Source organism: Paenibacillus sp. MT124 (assembly GCF_058792755.1).
In genome coordinates this window covers 5,647,064-5,670,926 of record NZ_CM179500.1, presented here as the reverse complement: position 1 = coordinate 5,670,926, position 23,863 = coordinate 5,647,064, and the positions used below count along the sequence as shown (strand labels likewise).

At 47.7% G+C, this 23,863-nt stretch carries 21 protein-coding genes; 11 read left to right on the top strand and 10 right to left on the bottom strand.

The window, feature by feature from the left end:
• Positions 1-41: 41 nt before the first annotated feature.
• The 3 genes from AC3RCI_RS25680 to AC3RCI_RS25670 are packed head-to-tail and all read right to left on the bottom strand — an operon-like array spanning position 42 to position 3,595.
• On the bottom strand, positions 42-869 hold the full coding sequence (locus AC3RCI_RS25680; protein ID WP_154896652.1) for an energy-coupling factor transporter transmembrane component T: 828 nt from the start codon (positions 867-869) through the stop codon (positions 42-44).
• On the bottom strand, positions 844-2,715 hold the full coding sequence (locus AC3RCI_RS25675; RefSeq protein WP_492526906.1) for an ABC transporter ATP-binding protein: 1,872 nt from the start codon (positions 2,713-2,715) through the stop codon (positions 844-846). The genes AC3RCI_RS25680 and AC3RCI_RS25675 overlap by 26 nt, the downstream gene beginning before the upstream one ends.
• Entirely contained in the window at positions 2,708-3,595 is an 888-nt protein-coding gene (locus AC3RCI_RS25670; RefSeq protein ID WP_492526904.1) for a DUF8171 family membrane protein, read from the bottom strand. Before AC3RCI_RS25670 ends, AC3RCI_RS25675 begins: the two co-directional genes overlap by 8 nt.
• Before the next feature lie 201 nt (positions 3,596-3,796).
• On the opposite strand from AC3RCI_RS25670, the gene AC3RCI_RS25665 reads away from it, so the two are divergent.
• From AC3RCI_RS25665 to AC3RCI_RS25640, 6 genes are all read left to right on the top strand, one after another.
• Positions 3,797-4,630: a MurR/RpiR family transcriptional regulator gene (locus AC3RCI_RS25665; protein WP_492526902.1), complete on the top strand. Its 834-nt coding sequence runs from the start codon at positions 3,797-3,799 to the stop codon at positions 4,628-4,630.
• A 122-nt stretch (positions 4,631-4,752) separates the two neighbouring features.
• The gene (locus tag AC3RCI_RS25660; RefSeq protein WP_186812143.1) at positions 4,753-5,286 is read left to right on the top strand and encodes a VOC family protein; all 534 of its coding nucleotides are present in this window, start codon (positions 4,753-4,755) and stop codon (positions 5,284-5,286) included.
• Positions 5,287-5,702: 416 nt separating this feature from the next.
• Positions 5,703-6,563, top strand: a complete 861-nt coding sequence (locus tag AC3RCI_RS25655; protein ID WP_419720068.1) for a methyl-accepting chemotaxis protein — start codon at positions 5,703-5,705, stop codon at positions 6,561-6,563.
• Positions 6,564-6,747: 184 nt separating this feature from the next.
• Positions 6,748-8,463, top strand: a complete 1,716-nt coding sequence (locus AC3RCI_RS25650; RefSeq protein ID WP_492526900.1) for a spore germination protein — start codon at positions 6,748-6,750, stop codon at positions 8,461-8,463.
• A gap of 36 nt (positions 8,464-8,499) precedes the next feature.
• The gene (locus AC3RCI_RS25645) at positions 8,500-9,600 is read left to right on the top strand and encodes a GerAB/ArcD/ProY family transporter (protein ID WP_492526898.1); all 1,101 of its coding nucleotides are present in this window, start codon (positions 8,500-8,502) and stop codon (positions 9,598-9,600) included.
• Positions 9,597-10,799 (top strand): Ger(x)C family spore germination protein, encoded by a 1,203-nt coding sequence (locus AC3RCI_RS25640; RefSeq protein ID WP_492472862.1) that lies wholly within the window; start codon positions 9,597-9,599, stop codon positions 10,797-10,799. The genes AC3RCI_RS25645 and AC3RCI_RS25640 overlap by 4 nt, the downstream gene beginning before the upstream one ends.
• A gap of 89 nt (positions 10,800-10,888) precedes the next feature.
• On the opposite strand, the gene AC3RCI_RS25635 is transcribed toward AC3RCI_RS25640, so the two are convergent.
• The 5 genes from AC3RCI_RS25635 to AC3RCI_RS25615 form a co-directional block, all read right to left on the bottom strand.
• Positions 10,889-13,291, bottom strand: coding sequence for an ABC transporter permease (locus AC3RCI_RS25635; protein WP_492526896.1), 2,403 nt, complete (start codon positions 13,289-13,291; stop codon positions 10,889-10,891).
• 2 nt (positions 13,292-13,293) lie between these two features.
• Positions 13,294-14,052 (bottom strand): ABC transporter ATP-binding protein, encoded by a 759-nt coding sequence (locus AC3RCI_RS25630; RefSeq protein ID WP_492526894.1) that lies wholly within the window; start codon positions 14,050-14,052, stop codon positions 13,294-13,296.
• Between the two features lie 118 nt (positions 14,053-14,170).
• A complete protein-coding gene (locus tag AC3RCI_RS25625) occupies positions 14,171-15,610 on the bottom strand; it encodes a sensor histidine kinase (RefSeq protein ID WP_492526892.1) in 1,440 nt (479 codons plus the stop codon).
• Between the two features lie 24 nt (positions 15,611-15,634).
• On the bottom strand, positions 15,635-16,330 hold the full coding sequence (locus tag AC3RCI_RS25620; protein WP_492526890.1) for a response regulator transcription factor: 696 nt from the start codon (positions 16,328-16,330) through the stop codon (positions 15,635-15,637).
• A gap of 187 nt (positions 16,331-16,517) precedes the next feature.
• Complete coding sequence (locus tag AC3RCI_RS25615) at positions 16,518-17,336, bottom strand: AraC family transcriptional regulator (RefSeq protein ID WP_095361747.1); 819 nt, start codon at positions 17,334-17,336, stop codon at positions 16,518-16,520.
• 207 nt (positions 17,337-17,543) lie between these two features.
• On the opposite strand from AC3RCI_RS25615, the gene AC3RCI_RS25610 reads away from it, so the two are divergent.
• Positions 17,544-18,320, top strand: a complete 777-nt coding sequence (locus AC3RCI_RS25610) for a sugar phosphate isomerase/epimerase family protein (protein ID WP_095292272.1) — start codon at positions 17,544-17,546, stop codon at positions 18,318-18,320.
• Between the two features lie 65 nt (positions 18,321-18,385).
• Complete coding sequence (locus AC3RCI_RS25605) at positions 18,386-19,405, top strand: Gfo/Idh/MocA family protein (RefSeq protein ID WP_127539721.1); 1,020 nt, start codon at positions 18,386-18,388, stop codon at positions 19,403-19,405.
• 188 nt (positions 19,406-19,593) lie between these two features.
• Here AC3RCI_RS25605 and AC3RCI_RS25600 read toward each other — a convergent pair whose 3' ends face one another.
• Positions 19,594-20,541, bottom strand: coding sequence for an aldo/keto reductase (locus AC3RCI_RS25600; protein ID WP_336783914.1), 948 nt, complete (start codon positions 20,539-20,541; stop codon positions 19,594-19,596).
• An 18-nt stretch (positions 20,542-20,559) separates the two neighbouring features.
• Positions 20,560-21,564 (bottom strand): Gfo/Idh/MocA family protein, encoded by a 1,005-nt coding sequence (locus AC3RCI_RS25595; RefSeq protein WP_492526888.1) that lies wholly within the window; start codon positions 21,562-21,564, stop codon positions 20,560-20,562.
• 118 nt (positions 21,565-21,682) lie between these two features.
• On the opposite strand from AC3RCI_RS25595, the gene AC3RCI_RS25590 reads away from it, so the two are divergent.
• The 3 genes from AC3RCI_RS25590 (at position 21,683) to AC3RCI_RS25580 (ending at position 23,741) form a co-directional block, all read left to right on the top strand.
• On the top strand, positions 21,683-22,519 hold the full coding sequence (locus AC3RCI_RS25590) for an AraC family transcriptional regulator (protein WP_127539723.1): 837 nt from the start codon (positions 21,683-21,685) through the stop codon (positions 22,517-22,519).
• 119 nt (positions 22,520-22,638) lie between these two features.
• The gene (locus tag AC3RCI_RS25585) at positions 22,639-23,043 is read left to right on the top strand and encodes an Rrf2 family transcriptional regulator (RefSeq protein ID WP_127539726.1); all 405 of its coding nucleotides are present in this window, start codon (positions 22,639-22,641) and stop codon (positions 23,041-23,043) included.
• A 248-nt stretch (positions 23,044-23,291) separates the two neighbouring features.
• On the top strand, positions 23,292-23,741 hold the full coding sequence (locus AC3RCI_RS25580; RefSeq protein WP_095292280.1) for a nuclear transport factor 2 family protein: 450 nt from the start codon (positions 23,292-23,294) through the stop codon (positions 23,739-23,741).
• Positions 23,742-23,863: the final 122 nt, after the last annotated feature.

Below are 23,863 nucleotides of genomic sequence, written 5' to 3'. Positions count from 1 at the left end.
AATGACACTCCTTTTATTCGATGAATGGTTAAGTATATGAATTACAAAATTTCGTAATGTGCGCCGAGCCAGAACAGGAGAGCAACATAGATTGCTGAGCCGACAAGAAAACCGATATCACGTGGGGTAATCTTCAGATGGGCCAGCTTCAGCCGTTTCGAATCCGGATTCTTCATTCCGTAGGAGAAACCACGGGTTTCGAGTGCTTCCACAGTGGTACGAGAACGTTTGGCGGTGGCCAGCATTAACGGGAAAAAGGATACAACAAACAGTTTCATGTAGTAAACAACAAGCCGCCAGTAGAACCAGCCATGGCTGGAAGGGACCTGACCCCGCAATCTGTACGACAGCATAATGTTGCGGAATTCACCAAACAACACGGGCAAAATGCGGTACGCATACGATAGACTGAACGAGAATGCCGCGGGCATTCCGAGTGCCAGCAAGCCATCCCCGATTCGCTCCGGGTCCATACCCGAAAAGACAGTGATGCTTGCCAGGGATACGATCGACAGCTTGAGGGTTAGGAGTAATAACGGAAATGCGGATTCCAGGTTCCCCCCGAAGAACAGAGAGATAATAAACATCCAGCCGACCTGACCGATCAGCCCCAGACATAGAATGATGATGATGAAGGGAGCAGCGCGGGACAGGATGGTCGTGGTGACCATGAGCATAAACATGCCTAGCAGCACCGTGCCGTTATGAACGAACCAGGGAACGATAGCAAAGAAGAGATACCAGATGAGCATGACACGCGGATCAATTCGGGACAGACTTGCATGACCGCTGCCATATACGGTATTCATCAACTCCAGCTGAATGCGTTCAATGGATATTTTGTCAAACCAGTTGCGGACAAGCTGCATCAATGTCTTCCTCCTTGGTAAACGAATGATTCGAATGATTCAAAAGATTCTCCACAAATGTCTCGGGAGTCGGACAGAGTGCGGATAGACCCAACCGATGAGATAGTTCCATCATCTGAGTTAGGGCAAGTCCAGAGCGGCGCAGAAGCGGCTCGTCAGCAAACACCTCAGCAGGTGTCCCATCTGCCTCAACACGTCCATCATGCAGCACGATGACACGACTGGCCCATTGGGTAACCAGCTGCATATCATGCGTCGCAATCACCGTTGTCCGCACATGCTGATCCAGTTCATCCAATACGCCGATCAGTTCTTCTCGCGTAGCCAGGTCCAGGTTCGCGGTAGGCTCATCAAGCAGCATAAGAGAAGGTTTCATGGCTGCCCCGATCGCAAGGGTAACGCGTCGCTGTTGTCCGCCGCTAAGGAGACGCGCATCCCGCTCCTGTAACGTGGTAAGCCGAAAGCGATTGAGTACATGTGCGATTTGTTCATCGGCTCCCTGGATGCGGCGGGTTCTCAAGAAATATGAAACCTCTTTGCGCACACTGTCTTCAATAAACATCTCGGCAGATTGTTGGAAAATATAAGCGACTCGGCCAGCCAGTTGTTCCAAAGATGATCGATGTGTGATATCCCCAAGCACGCGGACACTGCCTTCCTGAGGCAGACTAATGCCGGCCATGAGCCGGAGTAGTGAAGACTTGCCTGCACCGTTGTTGCCCACCAGGGCAATCCGTTCTCCTTCATGGAGTGAAAAGTTAACACCACGAATAATTTCGTGTTCTTTTTTCCCAAGCCCTCTATATCGCAGACGTGTATCCTTGAATTGAACAATCGGCAGAGAAGCAGCATGTGCATGTTCTTCAGAACGGAACTGTACCTTGCTCTCCGCAGGATGGGGCTGTCTGCCCTGATTGGCCAGTAGTGCGGATATCGCAGCAGTGTGCTGTTGATGAAAATAAACCGCGGCTTCCTCCACTGTGATTGGAAAGAGCTGATGATGCAGCTGCTCGGGGAGGGTTGCCTGATCTCGTTTCAATAATGGAGCAGCCTGAATGGCTGCACGGGTCACTTCAGGAGGCTGAATGCCTAGACGCTCCAGGTCTGCGATACGATTCAAACCTTCCTGGACGGGGAGATTCCACAGCACACGTCCTTTGTCCATCAGGACCACATCCGCACAGAAGTCAGCGATAAATTCGGTATGATGCTCGATGACAATAATGGTCTTGCCGTGCTCTGTATTCAACCGAAAGAGGCATTCATAGATGAGTCTGGCATGCTGTGGATCCAGCTGGGAAACGGGTTCATCCACGATGAGAATGTCCGGGTCCATGGATAGTGCCCCAGCCAGCGCAAGCAGATGTTTCTGTCCGCCGCTCAATTCCCAGATGTATCGATTGTGGATGGAGTCCAGACCGCACATCGTCAGCGCACGTTCACCCAGCTCCTTATAGTTGGCCAGTCCGTAATTCAGTGGAGCAAAGCAAGCTTCATCGAGCACGGTTGGGCGTACCAGCTGATTATCAAAATCCTGATAGACATACCCAATTTTTCTGGAAAGATCTGCAACACTTTGCCCAGCCGCTGAGACTCCCAGTACATGGACTTCACCCGCAAAGTCACCCGTATAGAACTGGGGAATCAGGCCGTTAAACAATTTGCACATCGTTGACTTGCCACATCCGTTGCCTCCGATAATCGCAGTGAAGCTTCCGCGGGAGAGCTCCAGGGAGGCTCCGTTCAGAACAGGTTCTTCCGAACCGGGATAGGTAAACGTAACATCATGAATGGCAATAGCGGTATCGGGTGAAGAAGCAGGGTGGGAAGAATGTATATTAGGCATAAGGGCGATTCTCCGTACCTGAAATGCCTTTGTTTTTGCTTCGTTTCACTCGCATGATCCAAAGTGTAACGACCGCGATGAATGCAGCAGCACCGATACTGATCCAGATCGACGCTGAGCCATATTGATCGGCATAGTCCGTTTCCCACACGGCGAAATTGATGTCCATCTCGGACAGGGATTCCGCGCCAAAAGCCAGTGCAAGCAGCAGCAGACCGACCAGGAACAGCTTCGGACGGAAGAAGCCGATACCTTCATATTTCATGCCAGGATTACGAGGTTTAATACCGAGCAGTGGCTCGATTTTGCCATAGAGAAGAGGAACAAGGTACAGCGTAGGCAGCAGAGCGAACAGGATACCCGAGAATAATACGTCGTTCAGGAATCCAACGCCTTCAATCAGTACAACACTCTCGGCAAGTCCGGGAACGGCTTCGAGTTCTTCCACGCCAATCCATACTTTGCCGATATCGACCATGGAACTGAGAAATTGATGAATGATGACCCCAGTCATAGCTGCGACGCCGACTTGCCTGCGATTGCGGGGGTCACTGACCATACGGCCGGCGACATACATGGCGAAGGAAAAGGTAATGAATTTCTCCAGTTCGCCGAGTCCGCCGAATTGGCCCAGCATTAACTCACCGAAGACGACTTCGCCAAGAGCAGCACCGAGAGCGGCAATCATGGGATGGAACAGGATGCAGAGCGTCAGCGGAATAAAAGCAAAATACTCAACGGACAATTCAATCGGTCCCAGCTGAAGCTTCGGAATGAGCTCTGTAAACATGTTGGACAAGCCGTACAGTGACATGGAAAGCACAAACACCATCATTTTCTGTGAAGACGTCAGCGTATAACGCTCAGTCATCTTCTTCATCGATACATACCTCCCTGAATGTGGTTGATCATAGCCACAGTCTAGGGGCAGAGTATTAACGCTAAAGGGGAGATTTGTAAATCGATTGTAATATTTATTACAGATATAAAAATAAATGAAAAATTTATTACATAGATAAACCACTTGATCACAGGCCAGCTGGTATACTGATGGCAGAGCGAGAAAAGGAGTGAATCCGGAATGAATTTATTTGCCCAAAAAGAACAGCTATCACCTGGTCATCTGAAAATTGCTGATTTTGTTGAGCGTAACCCGGAGGAGATATTATTCATGACGGAGCAGGAAATTGCCGACAAGCTCGGAGTCAGTATAGCCACCGTTTCCCGCTTCTGGCGTGCCGTTGGGTATGACAATGCCAAAGCGTTCAAAATCCGGCTGCGCACCTCCGAGGACACGACACCTGCACTCAAATTAAATAAAACAATTTCCCGCATGGATACAAGCAGCTTGCCAGTGCAATTGTTGGAAGCCTCCGTGTCCCATCTGCAGGAGACGTTATCCCATATGAAACAGGGAGATCTGGAGCAAGCCGCTTCCATTCTTGCTGGAGCACGAAGAGTATATATCTATGCTCCCGGACCTTCAGCGGGGTTGGCAGAGCTGCTGTCATTCCGCTTATCGAGATTTGGATTAACCGTCATTCAACTGGCCGGAAGCGGACATGAATTGCTGGAATCCCTGATGCACATGCAGCAGGAGGATATGGTCTTACTGATGAGCTTTACCCGTCTGCTGCCTGAAGCAGAGGTCATTCTGGATTATGCCAAGGAAGTAAACAGCAAGGCCGTGCTCGTGACAGACCGGGAGGATTTGTTATACGGACTGGCAACGGAATTGTCTTTCTATGTGAGCCGCGGTGAGCTCGGGGAGTTCCATTCCATGGTTACTCCGCTTCTGCTTATGGAGCAGTTGGTGCTCGCTGTTGGTTTGTTGCAGAAGGAGCTGGCGTTATCCAAGCTGGAGAGGCTTGCTGAATTGCGCAGCAAGTATGCGGATAAGCTGCCTCGCGGATAATTACGGATATTGCGAATCATCTGGCATGGTTATGCTTCTCCTCATTTGGTGTAAAAACATAGATAAGAGCAATTGCTGCTGCTCACGAGCATGTTGAATTACATATGGAATGAGGAGGTCGTATGATAACAAGAGGAATCGACCATATAGGGATTACTGTGCCGGATGTGGAACAAGCGACTGTTTTTCTTCAGCAGGCATTTGGCGCCAGACTTGTATATGACAACATTACGCCTCAGGATCCCCCGCAGGAAGGTCCTGAAGCAGAACGGAAGCTGGGGCTTCGACCTGGAGCCAAGGCCACTCATATACGAATGTTATCTGTCGGGGAGAGCGCTAGTATTGAACTATTTCAGTTTGCAAATACCGAGCAGAATGATCCTGCCAGGGCATCAGACTTCGGTGTACAGCATGTAGCCTTATATGTGGATCAGATGGAGTACGCGATGAAACGATTTACAGAGGCAGGAGGAGAGCTTCTCTCCGAGCCCAGTGCATTGTCCGGCCCAATCGAAGGCGGGGAAGGCAATCAATTTGTATATGGGCGTGCACCGTGGGGCATGTTGATTGAGCTGATCTCCTACCCGGCCGGCATCGATTATCCCCAGGATAGTGAGGATCAACGTTGGACACCTAAGGCTGGAAGGACTGATTAGAGACTGGGAAGGCCCTTCATATTGATGTGCTGAGTGCGCTCCTTGTGAGGACTGTTTCGGATGAAACGGTCCTTTTTTTGTGCGTATTTGTCCATTTACGTGTTGACACGTTGATAATAAAATGAGGCTTAGTCTATTAAGTTTACCAAAATAAGATTATGCAAAATTTTTTTTTGGGAAAATCAAAAATAAGTGATCCAAATGTCCTCAATTGGGGTATCAATAGTAGAAGCGTTCAGAACGTTCACGTGAATACATAAAAATTGGAGAAGACTGATTTCCATTTTTGGATTTTGCAGAGGGATAATCTACGAAAAAATAAGCGATAAGCATGAGATTATGGGGGAAATGAAGTGCCTATAGGAGAGTTGGACAAGAAAAAAGACGTTGTCACGGATGCGCTGGTCATTAAGGCCATGGAAAAAAGTCTGGCGATCATTCGTTTTGACCTGGATCGGCGGGTGACTTATGTCAATGAGACATTTGCTCGTACGATGGGATATCAGGTAGATGAAATGTACGGGATGCATCATCGGCAATTATGTTTTGCTGATTTCGCTAACAGCATGGATTATGAGTTGTTCTGGAACAGTATCTTTAACGGCGTAAGCTTCCAGGACAAGATCGAGCGTAAGGATGCCAGTGGCAACTCCGTATGGCTTGAAGCAACATATATGCCTGTCTACGATGAGAATAACGAGAGAATTCTCGGTGTCTCTAAAATTGCCACCAACATTACAAACCGTCAGAAAAACATCTCGGCCGTAGTCCATGAATTGAAAACGATGTCACATGAGATGAACGAGCATGCGGATATTGGGATTGAACGCAGTCGTGAGCTGCTGTCCAGCATCACAGAAATTTCAGAGGTTTCGGCTCATAACCGGGCTACTTTAGCTGATTTGCAGGAGCAAGCAGGCTCGATCCAAGGTGTTGTCAAAACCATTCAGCAGATTGCATCGCAGACACAGCTGCTCGCACTGAATGCGGCCATCGAAGCTGCACATGCAGGTGAGTACGGGCGCGGCTTCGATGTTGTTGCGAAGGAAGTCAGAAAGTTGTCTGCCATGGTGACGGATTCCATTAATGAAATCCGCGATAGTGTGAAAGGCATAACAAAGGAGATTAAGAACATATCCAGCGGTGGACAAAAAGTCGAAGGGTATGCGCAGCAAAGTCAGCAGCAGATTGAAGTGGCTTTGAAAGATTTTACAACGATTGCGGAATCTGCACAGCTGCTCGATGCCAAGGCGCAGCAAGTTACCAAGATCGTCTAAGATGTAACTCTCTTTTATAAATCAATTTAAACAATGACAATAACGAAGCAGGCTCCCGAAACAAGGGGCCTGCTTTTTATGATGCTAAAAAAACGGGAATTATTGTGAGCCTTCAGGGAAAGAATACTCAGAAATACATGTAGGTTCAGGTTTGCAGCATAGAGAAATGTTGGGGTGAGAGGCGATGTGGTCTACAATTTTATCGTTTGTCCCCGGTTGGGGAATCTGGCTGCAGGCTTTTTTGGTCGTGGCTATTCCGCTTGTCATATTAAAAACAGCCCGATGGCTGAGTTCTTCCATCAAAAAGGGAGCATTCACCAAAGCCGATTCACAGCAAAAGCAAGACTCAGGTGATTCCTCATCGAATGGTGCTGACCAGGCACAGGGTAGTGAAACCGGCGCGTATGCGAACATCAAGCTTACGGGACACTACGCCACAGATTTGATCAGTTCAAGAGAAACGTTTGGCCAGAATGCCGACGTACATATTCGGGAATTTTTCATCTATGGTACAGATACGCCTGCAGCTGTCATGTATGTTGATGGGTTGGTTGACCAGAATTTGGTCGACGAACACTTGATTACTCCCCTTATGTTGAGAGGTGTACCTGAGCTGAAACAGGATGCTTTCTTACATCCGGAACATGCTCACCTGCTTAAGGGATATCTAAAAAATCATTTGCTGCCTGTCAGTCAGGTAGAGGAAACCGAATCACTTCAGGAACTTGCTCTGGCTGTGCTCTCCGGGAAAAATGCTCTGATTATTGAAGGGATGCCTGGAGCTCTCCTGATTGGGTCAGCGAAAGGAAAAACACGCAGCGTTGAGGAGCCGTTGTCTGAAGCCCTGCTCCGTGGTCCGCGAATTGGTTTTACGGAAAGTCTCAGTGATAATACGGGGGTACTCCGCCGATATGGCAGTAACCAGAGCCTGTTCATAAAAAAATATGAAGTAGGTACACGGATCAAAAAGGATTTGGTAATTGCTTATATTGAGGACATTGCGAACGCGGATATTGTAGCTGAAGTAAAAAAGCGCATCGAGAGGCTGGACGTGGACGCCATGCTGGAATCCGGTTATATAGAGCAGCTTATTGAGGATGATCAACTGAGTCCTTTTCAACAAGTGCAAAATACCGAGAGACCGGACCGGGTGATCAGTGCCTTGCTTGAAGGACGTGTTGCCATATTGCTGGATGGTACACCCTTCGCATTGATTGTGCCGACAACATTCAGCATGCTGCTGCAATCTCCTGAAGACTACTATGAGCGATGGATTCCGGGTACATTTCTCCGCATGCTTCGTTTTCTGGCAGCCATGATTGCCCTTCTTGCGCCTGCCTTATATATTTCGTTTATTTCTTTTCATCCCGGTCTGATTCCGACCAAACTGGCTTTGACCATTATTGAGACGCGCAAAGGAGTACCGTTTCCCTCCATTATTGAAGCGCTCATCATGGAAACGGCGATTGAGATATTGCGTGAAGCCGGCATACGTCTGCCGAAACCGATTGGACCAGCGATGGGGATCGTCGGCGGTCTCATTATCGGGGATGCTGCCGTACAGGCAGGAATCGTCAGTCCGTTCCTTGTTATTGTCGTTGCCGTTACGGCAATCTCGTCATTCTCCATTCCGACGTACAGCGCAGGGATAACACTGCGGATTCTGCGTTTTGTAGGCATGTTTAGTGCAGCTATTCTTGGCTTGTACGGAGTGGTGTTGTTTATCCTGTTACTCTGCAGTCATCTTTCACGGTTACAAAGCTTTGGCGTTCCATATGTCAGCCCGAGTGTTCCTTATAGATTATCAGACTGGAAGGACTTTCTGATTAGGGCCCCGATGAGCATGATGAGGAAACGCCCTTACATGATGAAACCGAAAGATCAGGACCGCAAGAAATGAGGACAAGGCTATGAAACTGATGAAGAGGTGAAACCGATGAAGCCTTCCTACACACCCATTACGACTACGCAGGCAGCGATCATGATCATTAACTACATGCTGGGAGCAGGTATTCTGACCTTGCCGCGGACTACGGTGGAGGCCGTAGATACACCGGATGTGTGGATTTCCATTATCATCTCGGGTGTAATCATTACGCTCATTGGTTTCATCATGGTTACGCTGTGCCGGAGATTTCCAGGGAAAACGGTGTTTCAGTTTGTCCCAGAGATTACCGGTAAGTGGATTGCCATGTTAATCAGTATGGCAATCATCCTGTATTTTCTCATTATCTCTGCATTCGAAGTCAGGGTGCTGGCGGAAGTGACCAATTTATATCTTCTTGAGCGTACGCCAACTTGGGCGATTGTGATGGGGTTTATGTGGATCGGAATCTATCTGATATCGGGCGGATTGAATGCAATCGTCCGATTATTCGAGATTATTTTGCCGATCACTATTGTTATCTTTGTCATAGCCATCCTGCTTAGCAGCAAAGTCTTTGAAATTAATAACCTGAGACCGGTACTAGGTGAGGGATTTATGCCGGTTATCAAAGGATTGAAGCCGTCGCTCTTGGCCTATACAGGCTATGAGATCATGTTTGTCATCATGGCTTATATGAAGAGTCCAGAGAAAGGATTTAAGTCCGTTATTTGGGGGACAGCTATTCCTACAATGATCTATCTGGTTACAGTCATTATGGTGGTGGGCAGCTTGTCCATTAATGGCATGAAGACCCGGACCTGGCCAACCCTTGATTTGATGCGAAGTTTTGAGATTCAGGGATTGATATTTGAACGGTTTGAATCGTTACTGCTGGTCATTTGGATTATGCAAATTTTCTCGACATTCACCGTCACACTGTATGGTGCTTCCGTAGGAAGTGCCCAGTTGTTCAAACGAAAGGAAATACTGGGAGCCATGTTTATATTGGTTGCCCTTATCTATTTTATTGCCTTTCTTCCGAACGACGTCAACCAGACTTTCGCACTGGGTGACTTTGTGGGGAAAGTTTCCGTTTTTCTGTTTGCCATCCTTCCAGCACTGTTGTTGCTGTTAAGTTTTGTTCGCAAAAAAGGAGGCCAGAAGAAATGAAGATGCCTTGGAAGAAACTAATATTGTTTTCGGTATCGCTATGCATGTTATTTACGCAAACAGGCTGCTGGAGCAGCAAAGAGATCGAGGACTTGGGCGTCTATGTGGCTCTGGGAATAGATGTAGCCGAGCAAACGGAATTTGAAAAGGATGTAAATGCTCACGGTGGTCATTATCCCAAAGAAAACAACATAACCGCCACAGTGCAGATTGTACCTAAGGATGCTTCCAAATCAAATAGCCAGCAAGCTTCTCCAGCAGCAGGTAAATCCTATTTTAACGAACAATTAACGGGGGATTCGCTATTAGAAATATTCCGTCAGTTTGCACTCAGAAGAGATCGTCCCCTTATCGGACATCACTTGAAAGTGATCGTGGTTTCGCAAGAAATTTCACGGAAATATAGCTTGGAACAATTGCTTGACTTTGTATTGCGTGATAATGATATCCGTCCAAGTTGTCTGGTTGTGGTAAGTGATGAGAAAGCCATTGATGCATTGCATTCCAATGATCCTAGTGAAATTCCGGCATTTTACCTGACAGGTCTTGTTGACAATTCATACTTGTCGAATAAAATCATGCCCGCCGTTTCACTGGCCAAGCTGGATGCAACCATGCAGTCAGGCCAGAGCTTTCTTCTGCAGAACGTCATCTCCTACAAAGGAGAACATAAATTTTCAGGCGCCGGGATATATGATGCAAAGACCAAGCGCCATATAGGTACATTAAGCCAAGTCGATCTCGAAGGGCTATCCTGGATCCAGGAAAGGCCTAAGGGAGGCGTATTAAAAACATATGAGGCTCGAACCGGGAGTACGATCGTATATGAGATTAAGCATACCAAAGGCAAAATTATTCCTATCGTCCGTGGAGATGATATCTCGTTTCATGTCAAGGTGGAATCAGAAGGCTGGTTTATGGAAGATTGGGCCGTTCCCGAAATACCAGGGGATGAAGATTACATTCATAAACTGGAGAACGATTTCAAAAAAATCGCTGAACAGCAGGTGAAACAGGCTTTGGATAAAATGCAGCACAAGTACAAGGTGGATGTTGGCGGGTTTGGCGAGCAACTGCGCATCAAATATCCAAAAGTATGGAAAAAAGTTAAACCGGATTGGGATAAGACATTCAGCCAAATCCCGATTACCTACGATATTAAAATCAAAATCAAAAATCAGGGTTCTTCGACGGAGTAAGATCTGAAGGAGTAATTCTGAACATGCCATAAAGCCTTTTCAAACCCGTGAAGGATCTGAGAAGGCTGTTTTACATGCCCTTGTCCAAGTTATTCAATTACCAACATACGTGGCGATGTGTCCTGAATGACACGGGAGGAGAACCAGGAGCCGAGAGCTGCTGCAATCATGCCGATGCAAGCGAATAGAACAATTCCAACCCCATTTAGAATAAGAGGAAGATGTACTATACCATAGTCAGCAAGGATCATTTCAAGAAGAACAGGCAGCACATACACGCCAACCAGGATTCCCAGCAGAGCGCCCATCGCGGATAGGAGCGATATTCCCATGGCAATAGACAGCCGAATGCGACGCGAGGTTAATCCAAGCGATTTGTATATCCCGTACGTTCTGCTTTCTTTGCGGATACTAATCCGGCAGGTACTGAAAATAATAACAAATGTGACCAGGATAAACAGCAGCCCAATCAGGCTCATGGGATAAATTAAAATGTCAGCCGCTTCAGCATAGACTGAATCAAGTAAAGTCTTTTGGGTGACAACAGAAGCGGAATCTTTAAATTCATTGTTTAGTTCCTCTGTTACCTGTTCTGCTTCCAGCGGATCATTCAAATTAATGAATACAGCATCAAAATCACTGTAATTCGGACGAATTGTATTCATGGCCTCTATCGTAATTCGTCCTGAGATGGACATATTGGCAATAGCTTGATAAATTCCTGTGATGAGAAATGTGCGCTTCTCCCCTTCAATATAAAGGGCCAGGAAGTCACCCGGCTTTTTGTTTAAGGATTCAGCTACACCCACGCCTATGGCGATTTCATTCTCCTGCTGTGGGTTATTTCCCTCTAATGTCTCAAATCCAAGATCCTGATAACTTCCATCCAGTACACTCAGAGCTACACTGGTGGATTGCCGCTTATCATCCCCTGAAGAGTCTGGGCTAACTACACCAGTAATGTTTCCTTGCCAGCCTGCATTTTTGATTCTTGCATCCTCTTGTAACCATTGATTGAAATCCTCTTTGGGAAAGGTGCTTTTATTAACAACGACAGCGGCGATGTTGGCATTGTCATAACCCCACTGGGCAGCGGTCTGGGCAATTCCGGTGATACTGGTTAACAGAACAAATCCCAAAACCAGTACGGAAGAGGCTGTTGTTGTCAGCAAGAGCATTAGTATAGAACTTTTGATGTTTTTGGTGACATGGCGAACTCCGATAACTGCACCTACAGGCAGGCGCGTGAACCCGAAGAGACTGGTTAGCGGAGAGTTCATTTTCTGCGCCATCCGGGTATTGTCCAGCTCCGACATTCCATAACGGATGGCCTGAACCGGCTGAATACTCCGCGCTTTTTTGGCATACATCACAACGAACAAAAGGATCATGGTGAACAGGAATACGCCCATAAGCATGGCTGAGCCAATCCCCTCGACCGAGATGTCACGATTTCCCACACGAAGAGAAGACACGGAGATATTAATGATGAATTTGGATATCCATATACTGAGCCCAAGTCCCGGAAGGATGGCTATACCGGAAATCATGGAATACTGCATGACATACGTGCCGATCGTTTTTTCCGAGGTCAGTCCGAGTGATTTCAGAATACCGATTGTTTTATAGTTGGCCAGGATGGCATCCGAAATCGTAAATCCGATCGTAATCAGAGCGATGGCAAGCATGACAACTCCTAGGAAAATCATAATGAATCCGATGATTTGATTAATGATCAGATAGAAAGAAGAGATGCCCTCAAACTCCATCTTGGTTTCCAGAAACGGACTGCCTGCCTCAAGAGAGTACCGTTCCCAGTAGATTGAATTGGCACTATAATCGTCGAAATGGATACCCAGCATATAATTATCGTTTCCCGGAAGAGAGTGAACATGATCCGAATAATCGGAAGGGTTCATCCAGACTCGTGCTGTATTGGTGAAGGGTGCCCCATAAGGGACATCGACTACAATACCGGATACATTCAATTCGATGGTAGTGCTCCCCGTTTTGAAACCAATAGTATCTCCTGCCGAGACACCGTAGGCATTGGCCATGGAGGTGGGAATCCAGACCGAACCTGGCGCGGGAACCACTTCCGGTGTTCCACTTGAAAAAATAAGCTCATCCACAACCCGCGGCGTTGACGGGGTATTTATCATGTAAAGGTAAATGTTAGGAATATCCGTTCCATGAAACGAGATGCCCGATACCGTTCGATACGTAAGCAATTCAGACACTTCAACGCCGTTCTGCGAAGCCCACCAGGAGTGAACAGCCTTTGGATCATTCAGGCCTTTATCAAAAGTCAAAATCTGATGAGATCCATTGGTGCGGGTATGCATTTCTCTAAACTGATTACCTGTGTTGGCCAGAATCATGACAGCTGTAGACAACAGCAGCGTGGATAGAAGAATGAGCAGAGCGATAAACGAGTTTTGTATTTTGCTTCTGCCTAGATAGGAGAGGCTAAGTTTCAACATGACAGCCATCGTTATTCCTTCCCCGATACAAAGGCAAAAATCATGTCCTCACGGTCATGAACCTGATGCTCGTTATAGGGTTCGAATTCGAGAATGCCACCAACCTTACCGTCCCGGATTAATATGAGACGATCGGCACGGCAGGCTGCCTTGATATCGTGAGTGACCATGACAACGGATTGCCCTTTTTGATGAATGTCTGTCAGGATGTCGAGAACAGCCTTACCATGCTCCACATTCAGACTTCCAGTCGGTTCATCAGCGAAAAGAACGTCAGGAGTATTGATCAAAGCCCGTGCAATGGCGGCTCGCTGCTGCTGGCCTCCTGAAGTCTGGGAGGGAAGACGGCTGCTCAGACTGTCAATATCCAAGGATTTCATCAATTGGGCTGCCCGCAGCTGAATTTCATTCTTTTTGGTTCCGGCGATGTAACCCGGCAATGCAATATTCTCTCGAATAGAGAGATCCGGTACGAGATTAATACTTTGATAGATATAACCAATCCGGCGAGTGCGAAAATCAGACATTTCCCGTTCGCTGTAATTATCAATGCGTTGCCCCTGAAAATAGACTTCACCAGCAGTCACATGGTCCAGACCACTCAGCAGATAGAGCAGGGTGGATTTGCCCGAACCCGAGTTGCCCATGATGACGGTAAAATCCCCTTGGTATATATCCAGATCAATATTGCGTATGGCATGGTATTGTTCCGGGCCTGCGCTGTATGTTTTGCATAGGTTATGCGCACGAATAATCGTTGTTTTGCTCAAGAAAATCACTCCCCAAGGCGGTATACGTTTTATTTTAGAGGGGGGATGTTGAGGAAGTCTTATCAAATTATGAATAAAGTCTTACAGGCTGGATGCCAGCCTAATGGATTGGGACGAGTCAGCAGACCGGCAGACTAAATTGAAAGCAGGTTCCTTGCCCCTCTTTGCTTGAAAAGGATATGCGTCCCCCATGTGCTTCAACAATATTTTTGCAGATGGATAAGCCAAGGCCTGTACCCTCTTGCACGTGTCTGGATACAGGAGACGCCTGCCCCCGGAAATAACGTTCAAATACAAAAGGCATATCCTGTGCCCGTATTCCGGGACCAGTGTCCATGATTGTCACAATGAACTGATCGGCTCTCAGCTCGGTATAAACACGAATGGCATCCCCGGGATGGGTGTGCTTCAGTGCATTGGATATGAGATTGGCCAGCACTTGTTCGATCCTTGTGGTGTCCATGCGGATTAACACATTCGGAACGGATTCAGGCGTTTCATACGTTAGACCTTTCAGATGCACAGCATGTCCGAATGATCCAAGCATGGCTTCGAACGTGGGACCACTATAAACTTCACGCGGCTCTACGGATATCTGACCCAGTTCCTGCAGTGCATGAAGTAATAGATCTTCAACCAATTGGGCGGTTTTGTCCGTGTGGGTCTGCATGATTCGCATATACTCCATCAGGGTTTCCTCATCTGCGCATATTCCTTCCATAATGGCCTCAATATACGCTTTAACCGTGGTAATGGGTGTTTTGATATCATGCGAAATATTGGTGATGAGTTCCTTCTGCGCCTGTTCTTGCTTCGTACGTTGTTCACTCAAATGCTTGATTTCGGTGCGCATCAGATCGAACATGGCATATAATTCGCCTACTTCGTCTGCATGTTTATAATGAATTGGCTTATCGTACTTTCCCTTAAGAATTGATTCAGCATGTTGCTGGAGCATATGTACCGGTGACAGTAATCGTTTATGTAATTTGCGATGCATGGTTAACAGAAGAATGCCGAGAATAAGTGCGATTATGATGGATATGCCTGCAACCAGATAAGGCAGGATGAATGAAGGCTGGACAGTAACCATGGCTTTAGGGATGGTAAAAATGGCGTTTCCGATCTGAATTCCATCTGCAGCATGGAGGACCGGAAAAGCCATGTCCACCACATCCTCTCCATTGCTGGCATGCCCCGCATGACTCAGATCATAATGCAAGGCGGATGCCAGATGGATATGTTCTCCTTGAGAGGACGGATTTGAAGAAAATAGAATCGTACCGTCCAGGCCGACATAGGATAACTGGATGCCTTGCTCTTTGGCGAGGGCACGAACGTTTTCCTGAACCTCCGGGCTGGTGAGTTGATGAAGATTCTGCTCCAAAGCAAGCATCACCGGGTTGATGCTGAGCCGGACCAGATGAATGGACAAGTTGGACTCCTCTGTATGATGACCTGACCGATCCACGGCAAGTGTCAGGCTGCATCCAAGGAGAGAAATAAGCAGAATGAGTACGGTGATCAGCCAGCGTTTGGACCATTGGAGTAACGACATCGAGATTGTGGTCTCCCATCTATCTTAGTGGTTGAATTTGTAGCCGACTCCCCAGACTGTCTTCAGAACAACGGGCTCGGAGGGGGTAGCTTCAATTTTCTCTCTCAATCTTCGGATATATACAGTGACCGTATTTTCATCCCCGTAAGCATCGTATCCCCAAACAGCGTCCAGCAGTTGTGACTTGGAGAATACCTGATTCTTGTGGCTCGCCAGGTAGTACAGCAGTTCGAATTCCTTCGCAGAAAGTGAAACTTCATCTCCACTTACCGTAACCTTATATGCTTTCTTGTCGATCACCAGGTTGGACAGACGAAGAAGATGTTCCTCCTCACGCTCGGATGCAAGACTGTCATACCGCCTGAAATGGGCATTGATTCGCGCAAGCAGCTCACTCAGGGAGAAGGGTTTGGTCATATAATCATCTGCCCCAAAGCCCAAACCAAGGACCTTGTCGGTATCACTTCCTCTTGCACTTAGAATAAGGATTGGTATATTGTTTCTTCGTCTTATCTCACGGCATACCTCAATACCATCCATATCCGGAAGCATGATATCCAGGATAATATAGTCCGGCTGCAGCATGTCCATCAGTTGCAATCCATCTTGTCCAGTCGCTGCAACTGCAGTGTCGTATTGATTTTTGTTCAGATAGTCTCTTACTATGCGTGAAATGTCCTGCTCGTCTTCAATAATGAGTATTCTACGTGAATGAGGCATAGGTATCGCTCCAATAAAGGGTAATGGAAATTTCGTTAATGATGGTTGAATCTGTAAATGACTATGATTTTAACTATACAGGGTTATGTGGGAGGAGTCATGAATAAATTTGGAGCAGTAAAAAGTTCAAAGAACCCATGAACGTGACCTGTTTATAGGTCGTCATGGGTTCGAGATTCCAGGAATGTTACACATGCTCCATATCAAAAGACGGGTGGGACTGGGATTTCAGATATTCCAGAGGGGACATGCCGAAGTGAGCACGGAACACCCGGTGGAAATAGGAATAGCTGGCGAATCCACACGTCTCGGCGATATGCTCCAGTGTCATCTCACTGTACTTCATGCGTTCCAGTGCGACATTCAGACGAATTTCAATAGCGTACTGGATCATGGTTTTGCCGTAGTGTTCCTTGAACAGCCGTACAGCGCGTGACAGACTAAGACCAGCGTAACGGGCAGCCTCCTCAAGTTTGAACGTAACGGTAGCATGTTCCTCAATGAAACGCTTTAGCTTCAGGGTGGAGGACACGCTTCGATCCGTCTGGAGACTTTCGCTAATCGCACGGTCGATGTACAGACAGAGGCCGCGTAATAGGGCGTCTTTTAACTCCTCATTTTCTTCAAGAGGTCCCCGGCGCTGCTCCAGCAAAATATTGCGCCACAGGCTGACCAGCTTGTCATCCAGTCCAATCCGGTTTACGGTAGGGCGCTGAATTCGCTTCCACCACTGATCAATCCAGGAACCTTCACAGAACAAATAATAATCTCCGCTGGACAATCGTCCTTCCTTATGCGGTTCTGCGACCACGAGATGATAGTCATCTCCTGGTTTCAACAGCAGCAAATCCCCGCTCGTCATCGTAAATTCTTCATCCTGCACATATACCTTGCAAGAGCCTTCGGTTTGCAGACGGAACAGGTAGGTCTGAAGCTCGCCCTTCATGTTGTGGTTAAATGCCTTGTAGTGATAAGAGTAGTCACAGATCAGTACTGAAGTCTTCAACGGTTCCAAAGATGCAATCCTCCAATATAGGTATCCTGCATGCACTTTTATAGGTGAAATCATCGTGATGCAAAATACTGGAATAAAAAATCAGTCAAATAGTTCATGTTCTGACGATATTGTATATGTTCATTCTAGCCTGTTTTGCGGTAGGATGATACCAGATAGAGCAATGAAAGCAAATTTGAGAGCAGAGGTGTATCATTCATGAAAAAACTTAATATTGGTTTGCAATTGTTCACCCTCCGTGATGAAACTGCAGCAGATTTCCGTGGCACATTGCGCAAGGTAGCAGAGCTTGGTTATGAAGGTGTGGAATTCGCTGGTTATGGTGACATTCCTGCCGAAGAGATGAAAGCATTGCTGGATGAGCTGGGCCTCAAAGGATTCAGCAGCCACGTTTCCCTGCACGCGATGCGCGAAGATTTGCAAAAACAAATTGATTACCTCAAAACGATTGGGGCTCAATATATGATCTGTCCTTACCTCATGCCTGAAGATCGTCCTGACAATGCTGAAGGCTGGACTAAGCTGTTCGCTGAACTGCAGCAATATGGTGCGGAAGCAGCGAAACAAGGATTGATCTTTGGTTATCACAACCATGACTTCGAATTCCATGGCCAAGTTGGCGACAAAAATGCCTTTGATGCCATGTTCGCTGAAACGACGCCTGAGGCTGTACAAGTGGAAATGGACGTATGTTGGGTCCAATTTGCGGGACAAAATCCGATCGAGTATATTAATCAATATGCAGGCCGTCTGCCGCTTCTGCATCTGAAGGACTTCAGCAAAGACGAGCAGGGTCAGATGAAAACATTGGAACTGGGACAAGGTTCGGTTGACCTGCCAGCAGTTATTGAAGCATCAACGAGCGCAGGTGTGGAATGGCTGATCGTGGAACAGGATGTATGTCAGAATCCTCCACTTGAAAGCGTAGCCAACAGTTATAACTGGCTCAAACAGAACTACCTGAACCAATTTTAATCTAGCAATTCGAATCATTGAATGAAGCAAATGCTGAATCTACTTGTCAAAGGGGACATTAATCCATGAGTAAAATTAAAGTTGCTGTATTCGGCTGTGGAGCCATTGCTGAACGCAGACATATTCCAGAATACGCTGCTAATGAAAACGTAGAGCTTGTCGCTTTTGCCGATCCAATTGTGGAACGTGCAGAGAAAATGGCCGAAACTTACGGCGGCAAAGCATACTCCAGCTACGAAGAGCTGCTTGCAAATGAAACAGTGGATGCTGTTAGCGTATGCACACCTAACTATCTGCATGCCTCCATGGCCATTGCTGCTGCGAATGCAGGCAAGCACGTGCTGGTTGAGAAGCCGATGGCTGTTACTACCGAAGAAGGCGAGCAAATGATTGAAGCTGCCAAGAAAAACGGTGTGTATCTGATGGTTGGACACAACCAACGCCTGATGCCTCCACACGTCAAAGCAAAAGAAATCCTGGATTCCGGCAAACTGGGTAAAGTGCTGAACTTCCGTACTTCCTTTGGTCACCCAGGACCGGAGGCATGGAGTGTGGACGGAGCAGAGAGCTGGTTCTTCCGTAAGGAAGAAGCAATTATGGGCGCCATGGGTGATCTCGGCGTGCACAAGTCTGACTTCATCCGCTATTTGCTGAACGATGAAGTGTCCGAAGTGGCTGGGTTCATCAGCACCCTGCACAAAGAAGGCACGGAAGTGGATGACAATGCGACATGCTTGCTTCGCATGAAGAGTGGTGCCATTGGTACACTCGTTGCCAGCTGGACTCAATACAGAGCAGGAGACAACAGTACGGTTCTGTGGTGCGAGAATGGCGTTATGAAAATCGGTACGGTCGAAGGCGACGAAGTAATCGTTGAGCTGACGAATGGTACGGTTGAAACGTACAAAGTTGGTGCGATGGCAACAAATGAGAAGCAGGTACCAAGCGGCGTTATTGACGCATTTGTGGAATCCATTGTGACTCAAACGCCTCCAAGCATCTCCGGTGAAGAAGGCCTTCGTTCCCTGCAGGTCATTCTGGCAGCCTTCGAATCCGAGAAGACAGGTCAGATCGTTAAACTGTAAGACGGATCCGTTCAAGGTCATTATATATGTTCATGTGAGGGTACCCTTCAGCGTTTCTCTGGTTGGTGCCCTCTTTTTATTTACTTTAAGTAAGGAAAAGAGACGGCCTCCCGCATGGAAAGTGGGGAGGGCCGTCTCTTAAACTGTACTGCGTTTGAAGCGCTTCCGCTTTTGATCAGCTCTTGCGGTTACACAACTGGTTTGGCGTCACTCGCAAGATCAAGCCAGGCAATCTCGTCACCAGTCAGAGTCAGGCGTGAGCCTTCGTCACAGGATAACAGCTCATCGCGATTCTGCGCGCCGATCAGTGCGCAGGTCGGGAAGGATTGATTCAATACATAAGCTAATGCAATCTGGATGGCTGTCGTATTCTTCGTTTCGGCCAATTCCCCGGCACGGCGCAGTCTTTCCCAATTGCCGTCACTGTAGAAGACACGAACCAGATCAGCATTGTCACGTACCTCAGGTGTGAAACGACCGGTGAAGAAGCCGCGTGCCTGCGAGGACCAGGACAGCAGCGGGAGCTGTGTCCGTTCATGCCATTCCAGCGTCTCTGCATCTGCTGATACACAGCCAGCCCAGAACGGTTCGTTCGCCTTGGCCAGGCTGAGATTCGGGCTGCTGAATGTGAAGCCCTTCAGACCATGTGCAGCCGCATACGTGTTGGCTTCCTCCAAACGCTGCCAAGTCCAGTTGGAGGCACCGATCGCACCAATTTTACCAGACTCAATGTGCTCATTCAGTGCTTCAAGAATGATACCAACAGGAACGTTTGGATCGTCCCGGTGTAATGCATACAATTCGACATGATCAGTCTGCAGACGTTCCAGGCTGGTGAGCAGATCGCTGCGAATGGCGTCGGCATTGACACGGGGACCGTTCATATCATGGTGGGCACCCTTTGTCAAAATGACGACCTGATCGCGATTACCGCGCTCTTGCATGTAGCGTCCGAGCACTTCTTCACTCTGTCCGCCGCAATAGATGTGAGCCGTATCCACGGTATTTCCGCCAATCGCCAGAAAAGCATCCATGTTGGTGGCAGCTTTTTCGTAAGCATCATGCACAAAATAATCCGTACCTTTGATCAACCGGGAAATCGGTTTTCCTGCACCATTAATTGTAATGAATTCCATTGTACACACCATCCTCGCTTATAGTGTAATTCGTGTACGTTCCTCTGCAGAACGAAGGCAAGCTTCAAGTACTTTCATATTGGCCACCGCATCGGATGAAGCAAAACGCATATTTTTACCTTGAAGCACGGCACGTGCCATATCATCCCCCTGCAGGGAATAGTGGTTGACCTGAGGGACCTCAACTTCCCTGCGTTCACCGCCCGCTGTAACGTAGAAGTTCGAGCTGCGGTCCGGATTGCTGATAAATGCGGATGGAACCTCGATTATGCCATCCGATCCAAGCACCTCCAGCGTATTGCGGAATGCTGCCCACATGCTGCTGTCAAACGTGACGCCGACGTGATCATTGAATTCAAGTAATCCCGAGGCCATCATGTCGACATGGTCGTGTTCAGGGGAGAACATGCCAATGACCGTTACCGCTGATGGTTCCTGGCCGAGCAGCAGCCGTGCTGCACTGATGGAATAACAGCCAATATCATAAAGAGCACCGCCGCCCCATTCACGTTTGAACCGGACATTGCCTGCGGAACCGGAATTGTTGAACGAAAATGTACTATGAATACCGCGAATTTCCCCAATTTCACCGCTGGCAATGACATCTCTGATCTGGTCGTAACGGGGATGATGCCGGTACATAAACGCTTCGGCGAGCAGTACTCCGGCATCATCACAGGCTTGCGCCATTTCGCGTGCCTCCTGCTCGGTTAATGCGAGTGGTTTCTCGCACAGAATATGTTTGCCCGCCTCAGCTGCGCGGATCGTCCACTCCCGGTGAAGATGGTTGGGAAGGGGAATATATACAGCGTCAATAGAGTCTTCCTCCAGCAGTGCTTCATAGCTGCCGTAAGCCTGGGGGATTCCAAGCTGATCAGCGGTTTGTTTCGCCTTTTCCTCGTCCCGGCTGGCGATCGCCGCCACTTCATTCAACTCCGATTGCTGCAAACCAGGAATGACAGAACCTTTGGCAATGCTAGCGCTACCAAGAATGCCCCAGCGTAATTTTCGATCTGAATTCATGAGTTGTTTCCTCCTGTGGATGAATGTATATTGTGATTATAAGGAATAGATCGATGAATGAAAATGATAATATATTGAGATCTATTAACACAATATTGCTTGCCAAGGAGAAATATTCATGATGAGACAGACTGTATTGCTAACCCTTCAGGATATTCCATATTTTTGTTATCCCGAGTCCGTTGGCCATTATGTGGATCACCCCGAGCATTCCGTATTGCGGGAGGCCGGTGCACTTAATAATTTCAATATTCACTATGTAGCTTCAGGTAAGGGGTATGTGGAAGTGGACGGGATTATCCATGAGCTTCGGGCGGGTCAGGCGGTACTTTATTTCCCGCAGCAGCGCCAGCATTATTACAGCAGTGAAGACGATCCGTGGGATGTACGCTGGGTTCATTTCTACGGCGAACGTCTCCATGACTACATGATCGAACGGGGGCTGCACCGCAATCTGCTGTGGACCCTGCGGCAGCAGGCCCCTTGGGAAGAAGCCCATCTGGCCTTGCTCGACGAAGCCGAGCAGAACCGGATGCTGCGCCCGGCACAGCTGTCCACGTTGACGTATGCTGTACTGGCCGAGTTTGTCCAGCATGCGGTGCCTCTGAAAAATACACGTACCAGCCAAGCGGAGAACCGTATTCTCGGATTGCTCCCGCAGATGCAGCAGGAGGCATGTCAGCCGTTTTTACTTCAGGATTGGGCGGATCTGGCGGGTGTGAGCTCGTATTATTTTTGCAAATTGTTCAAGAGTGCCGTCGAGATGACACCAATGGAGTTCGTAACCCGTTCCCGGCTGCAGATGGCGAAGCAGTGGCTGCTCGAACGTCCAACAGCCAACATTGGACAGATTGCCGAGGAGGCGGGATACCCGAACGCCAGTTATTTCAACCGTCAGTTCATGGCGCACGAGGGCATGACACCTACGGAGTACCGAGGACTTTATCACAATTAATAACTACTATATATAGAGGTTCCAAGTAACCGCGGAATCGCAGATCCTCTGGGGTTTGACAGCGAGCTCAATCAAGTCTATTATGGATAAATTAAATCCGCATACAATGAGGTGCCCTCATGAAATATTCAAAAGCAACCAACTATGCCTTGCATACCATGCTTCACCTTGTGATTACAGAACCGGAGCAGTTGGTTAGTGTTCATCAACTGGCTGATTTGCAGAAAGTATCCCCAACCTATCTGTCCAAAATATTGACCAAACTGGTTAAGGCGGGCATGATTGAATCCACTTCCGGAGCCAACGGTGGCTATCGTCTGAGTCGCAAAAATCCGGACCCTTCGTTTCTGGAGATTATTCACGCCATTGAAGGGCAGGCTTCCCTGTTCGAATGCTCTCAGAACCATAACGAGGGCTGTCTAATTCAGCAGGTCATGATTCATGCTGAGGAACAGATGGAGAACTATCTAAGCAATAAGAAAATGTCCGAGCTGGCTGCCGAAATGAAGGCGCATCAGAGGTAACGTTTGGGTGAAGAGCGAAGCAGCTTCTAGCTGAGTGCGGCTTACCACTTTACTTTTGTATATAGGTACGAGTAGATCCAAAAGTCCGAGGAGAGGCATGAAGCAACATGCCTATCTTTCGGACTTTATTCGTAGTGAAAGCCAAGCATACAATATGCCGTTGTGCCTAATACAAGCGCAATGGTACAATAAGGAAGATTAATAGATACATATCTTTTAAACCTATTACATCTCTGGAGGGACAACAGATGAGCCAATCAACCATCACAGGACTGGAACAATTGCTTGCACTCGAAAATATCCGTAACACGAAGGCACGCTATTGCCGCTTTATTGATACGAAGCAGTGGGACGCACTGGGCGATGTGTTTGCTCCGGATGCAGTAGCTGATTTCAGTACGGAAGGTAACCCCATTCCGGTATTAACGGGCCGTGACACCATCGTGCAGGTATTCCGTGACCTGGTGGATGTTGCTGTAACCGTGCATCACGTACACAGCGCCGAGGTTGAATTTGTATCCGCGAACGAAGCCAAGGTTATTTCTCCGATGGAGGATTGGGTGACATTCCCCGAAGGCAACGAGAACAAATCCTTCCACGGATTTGGACATTACCATGAGACGTTTGTTCAGATCGACGGTCAATGGTATATCAAGCATACAAGCCTGAAGCGTCTGCGTTTGGATCTGTTTGAATAGTATTCATGAGAGATATAAATTAAATCAGAATAGCATAAGCCCCAAGAACATCTTCCATGTCCTTGGGGCTTATTTTATATTGAGAATCCTATCTTAACCTAGTCTGTTCACTCCTTAAGAGC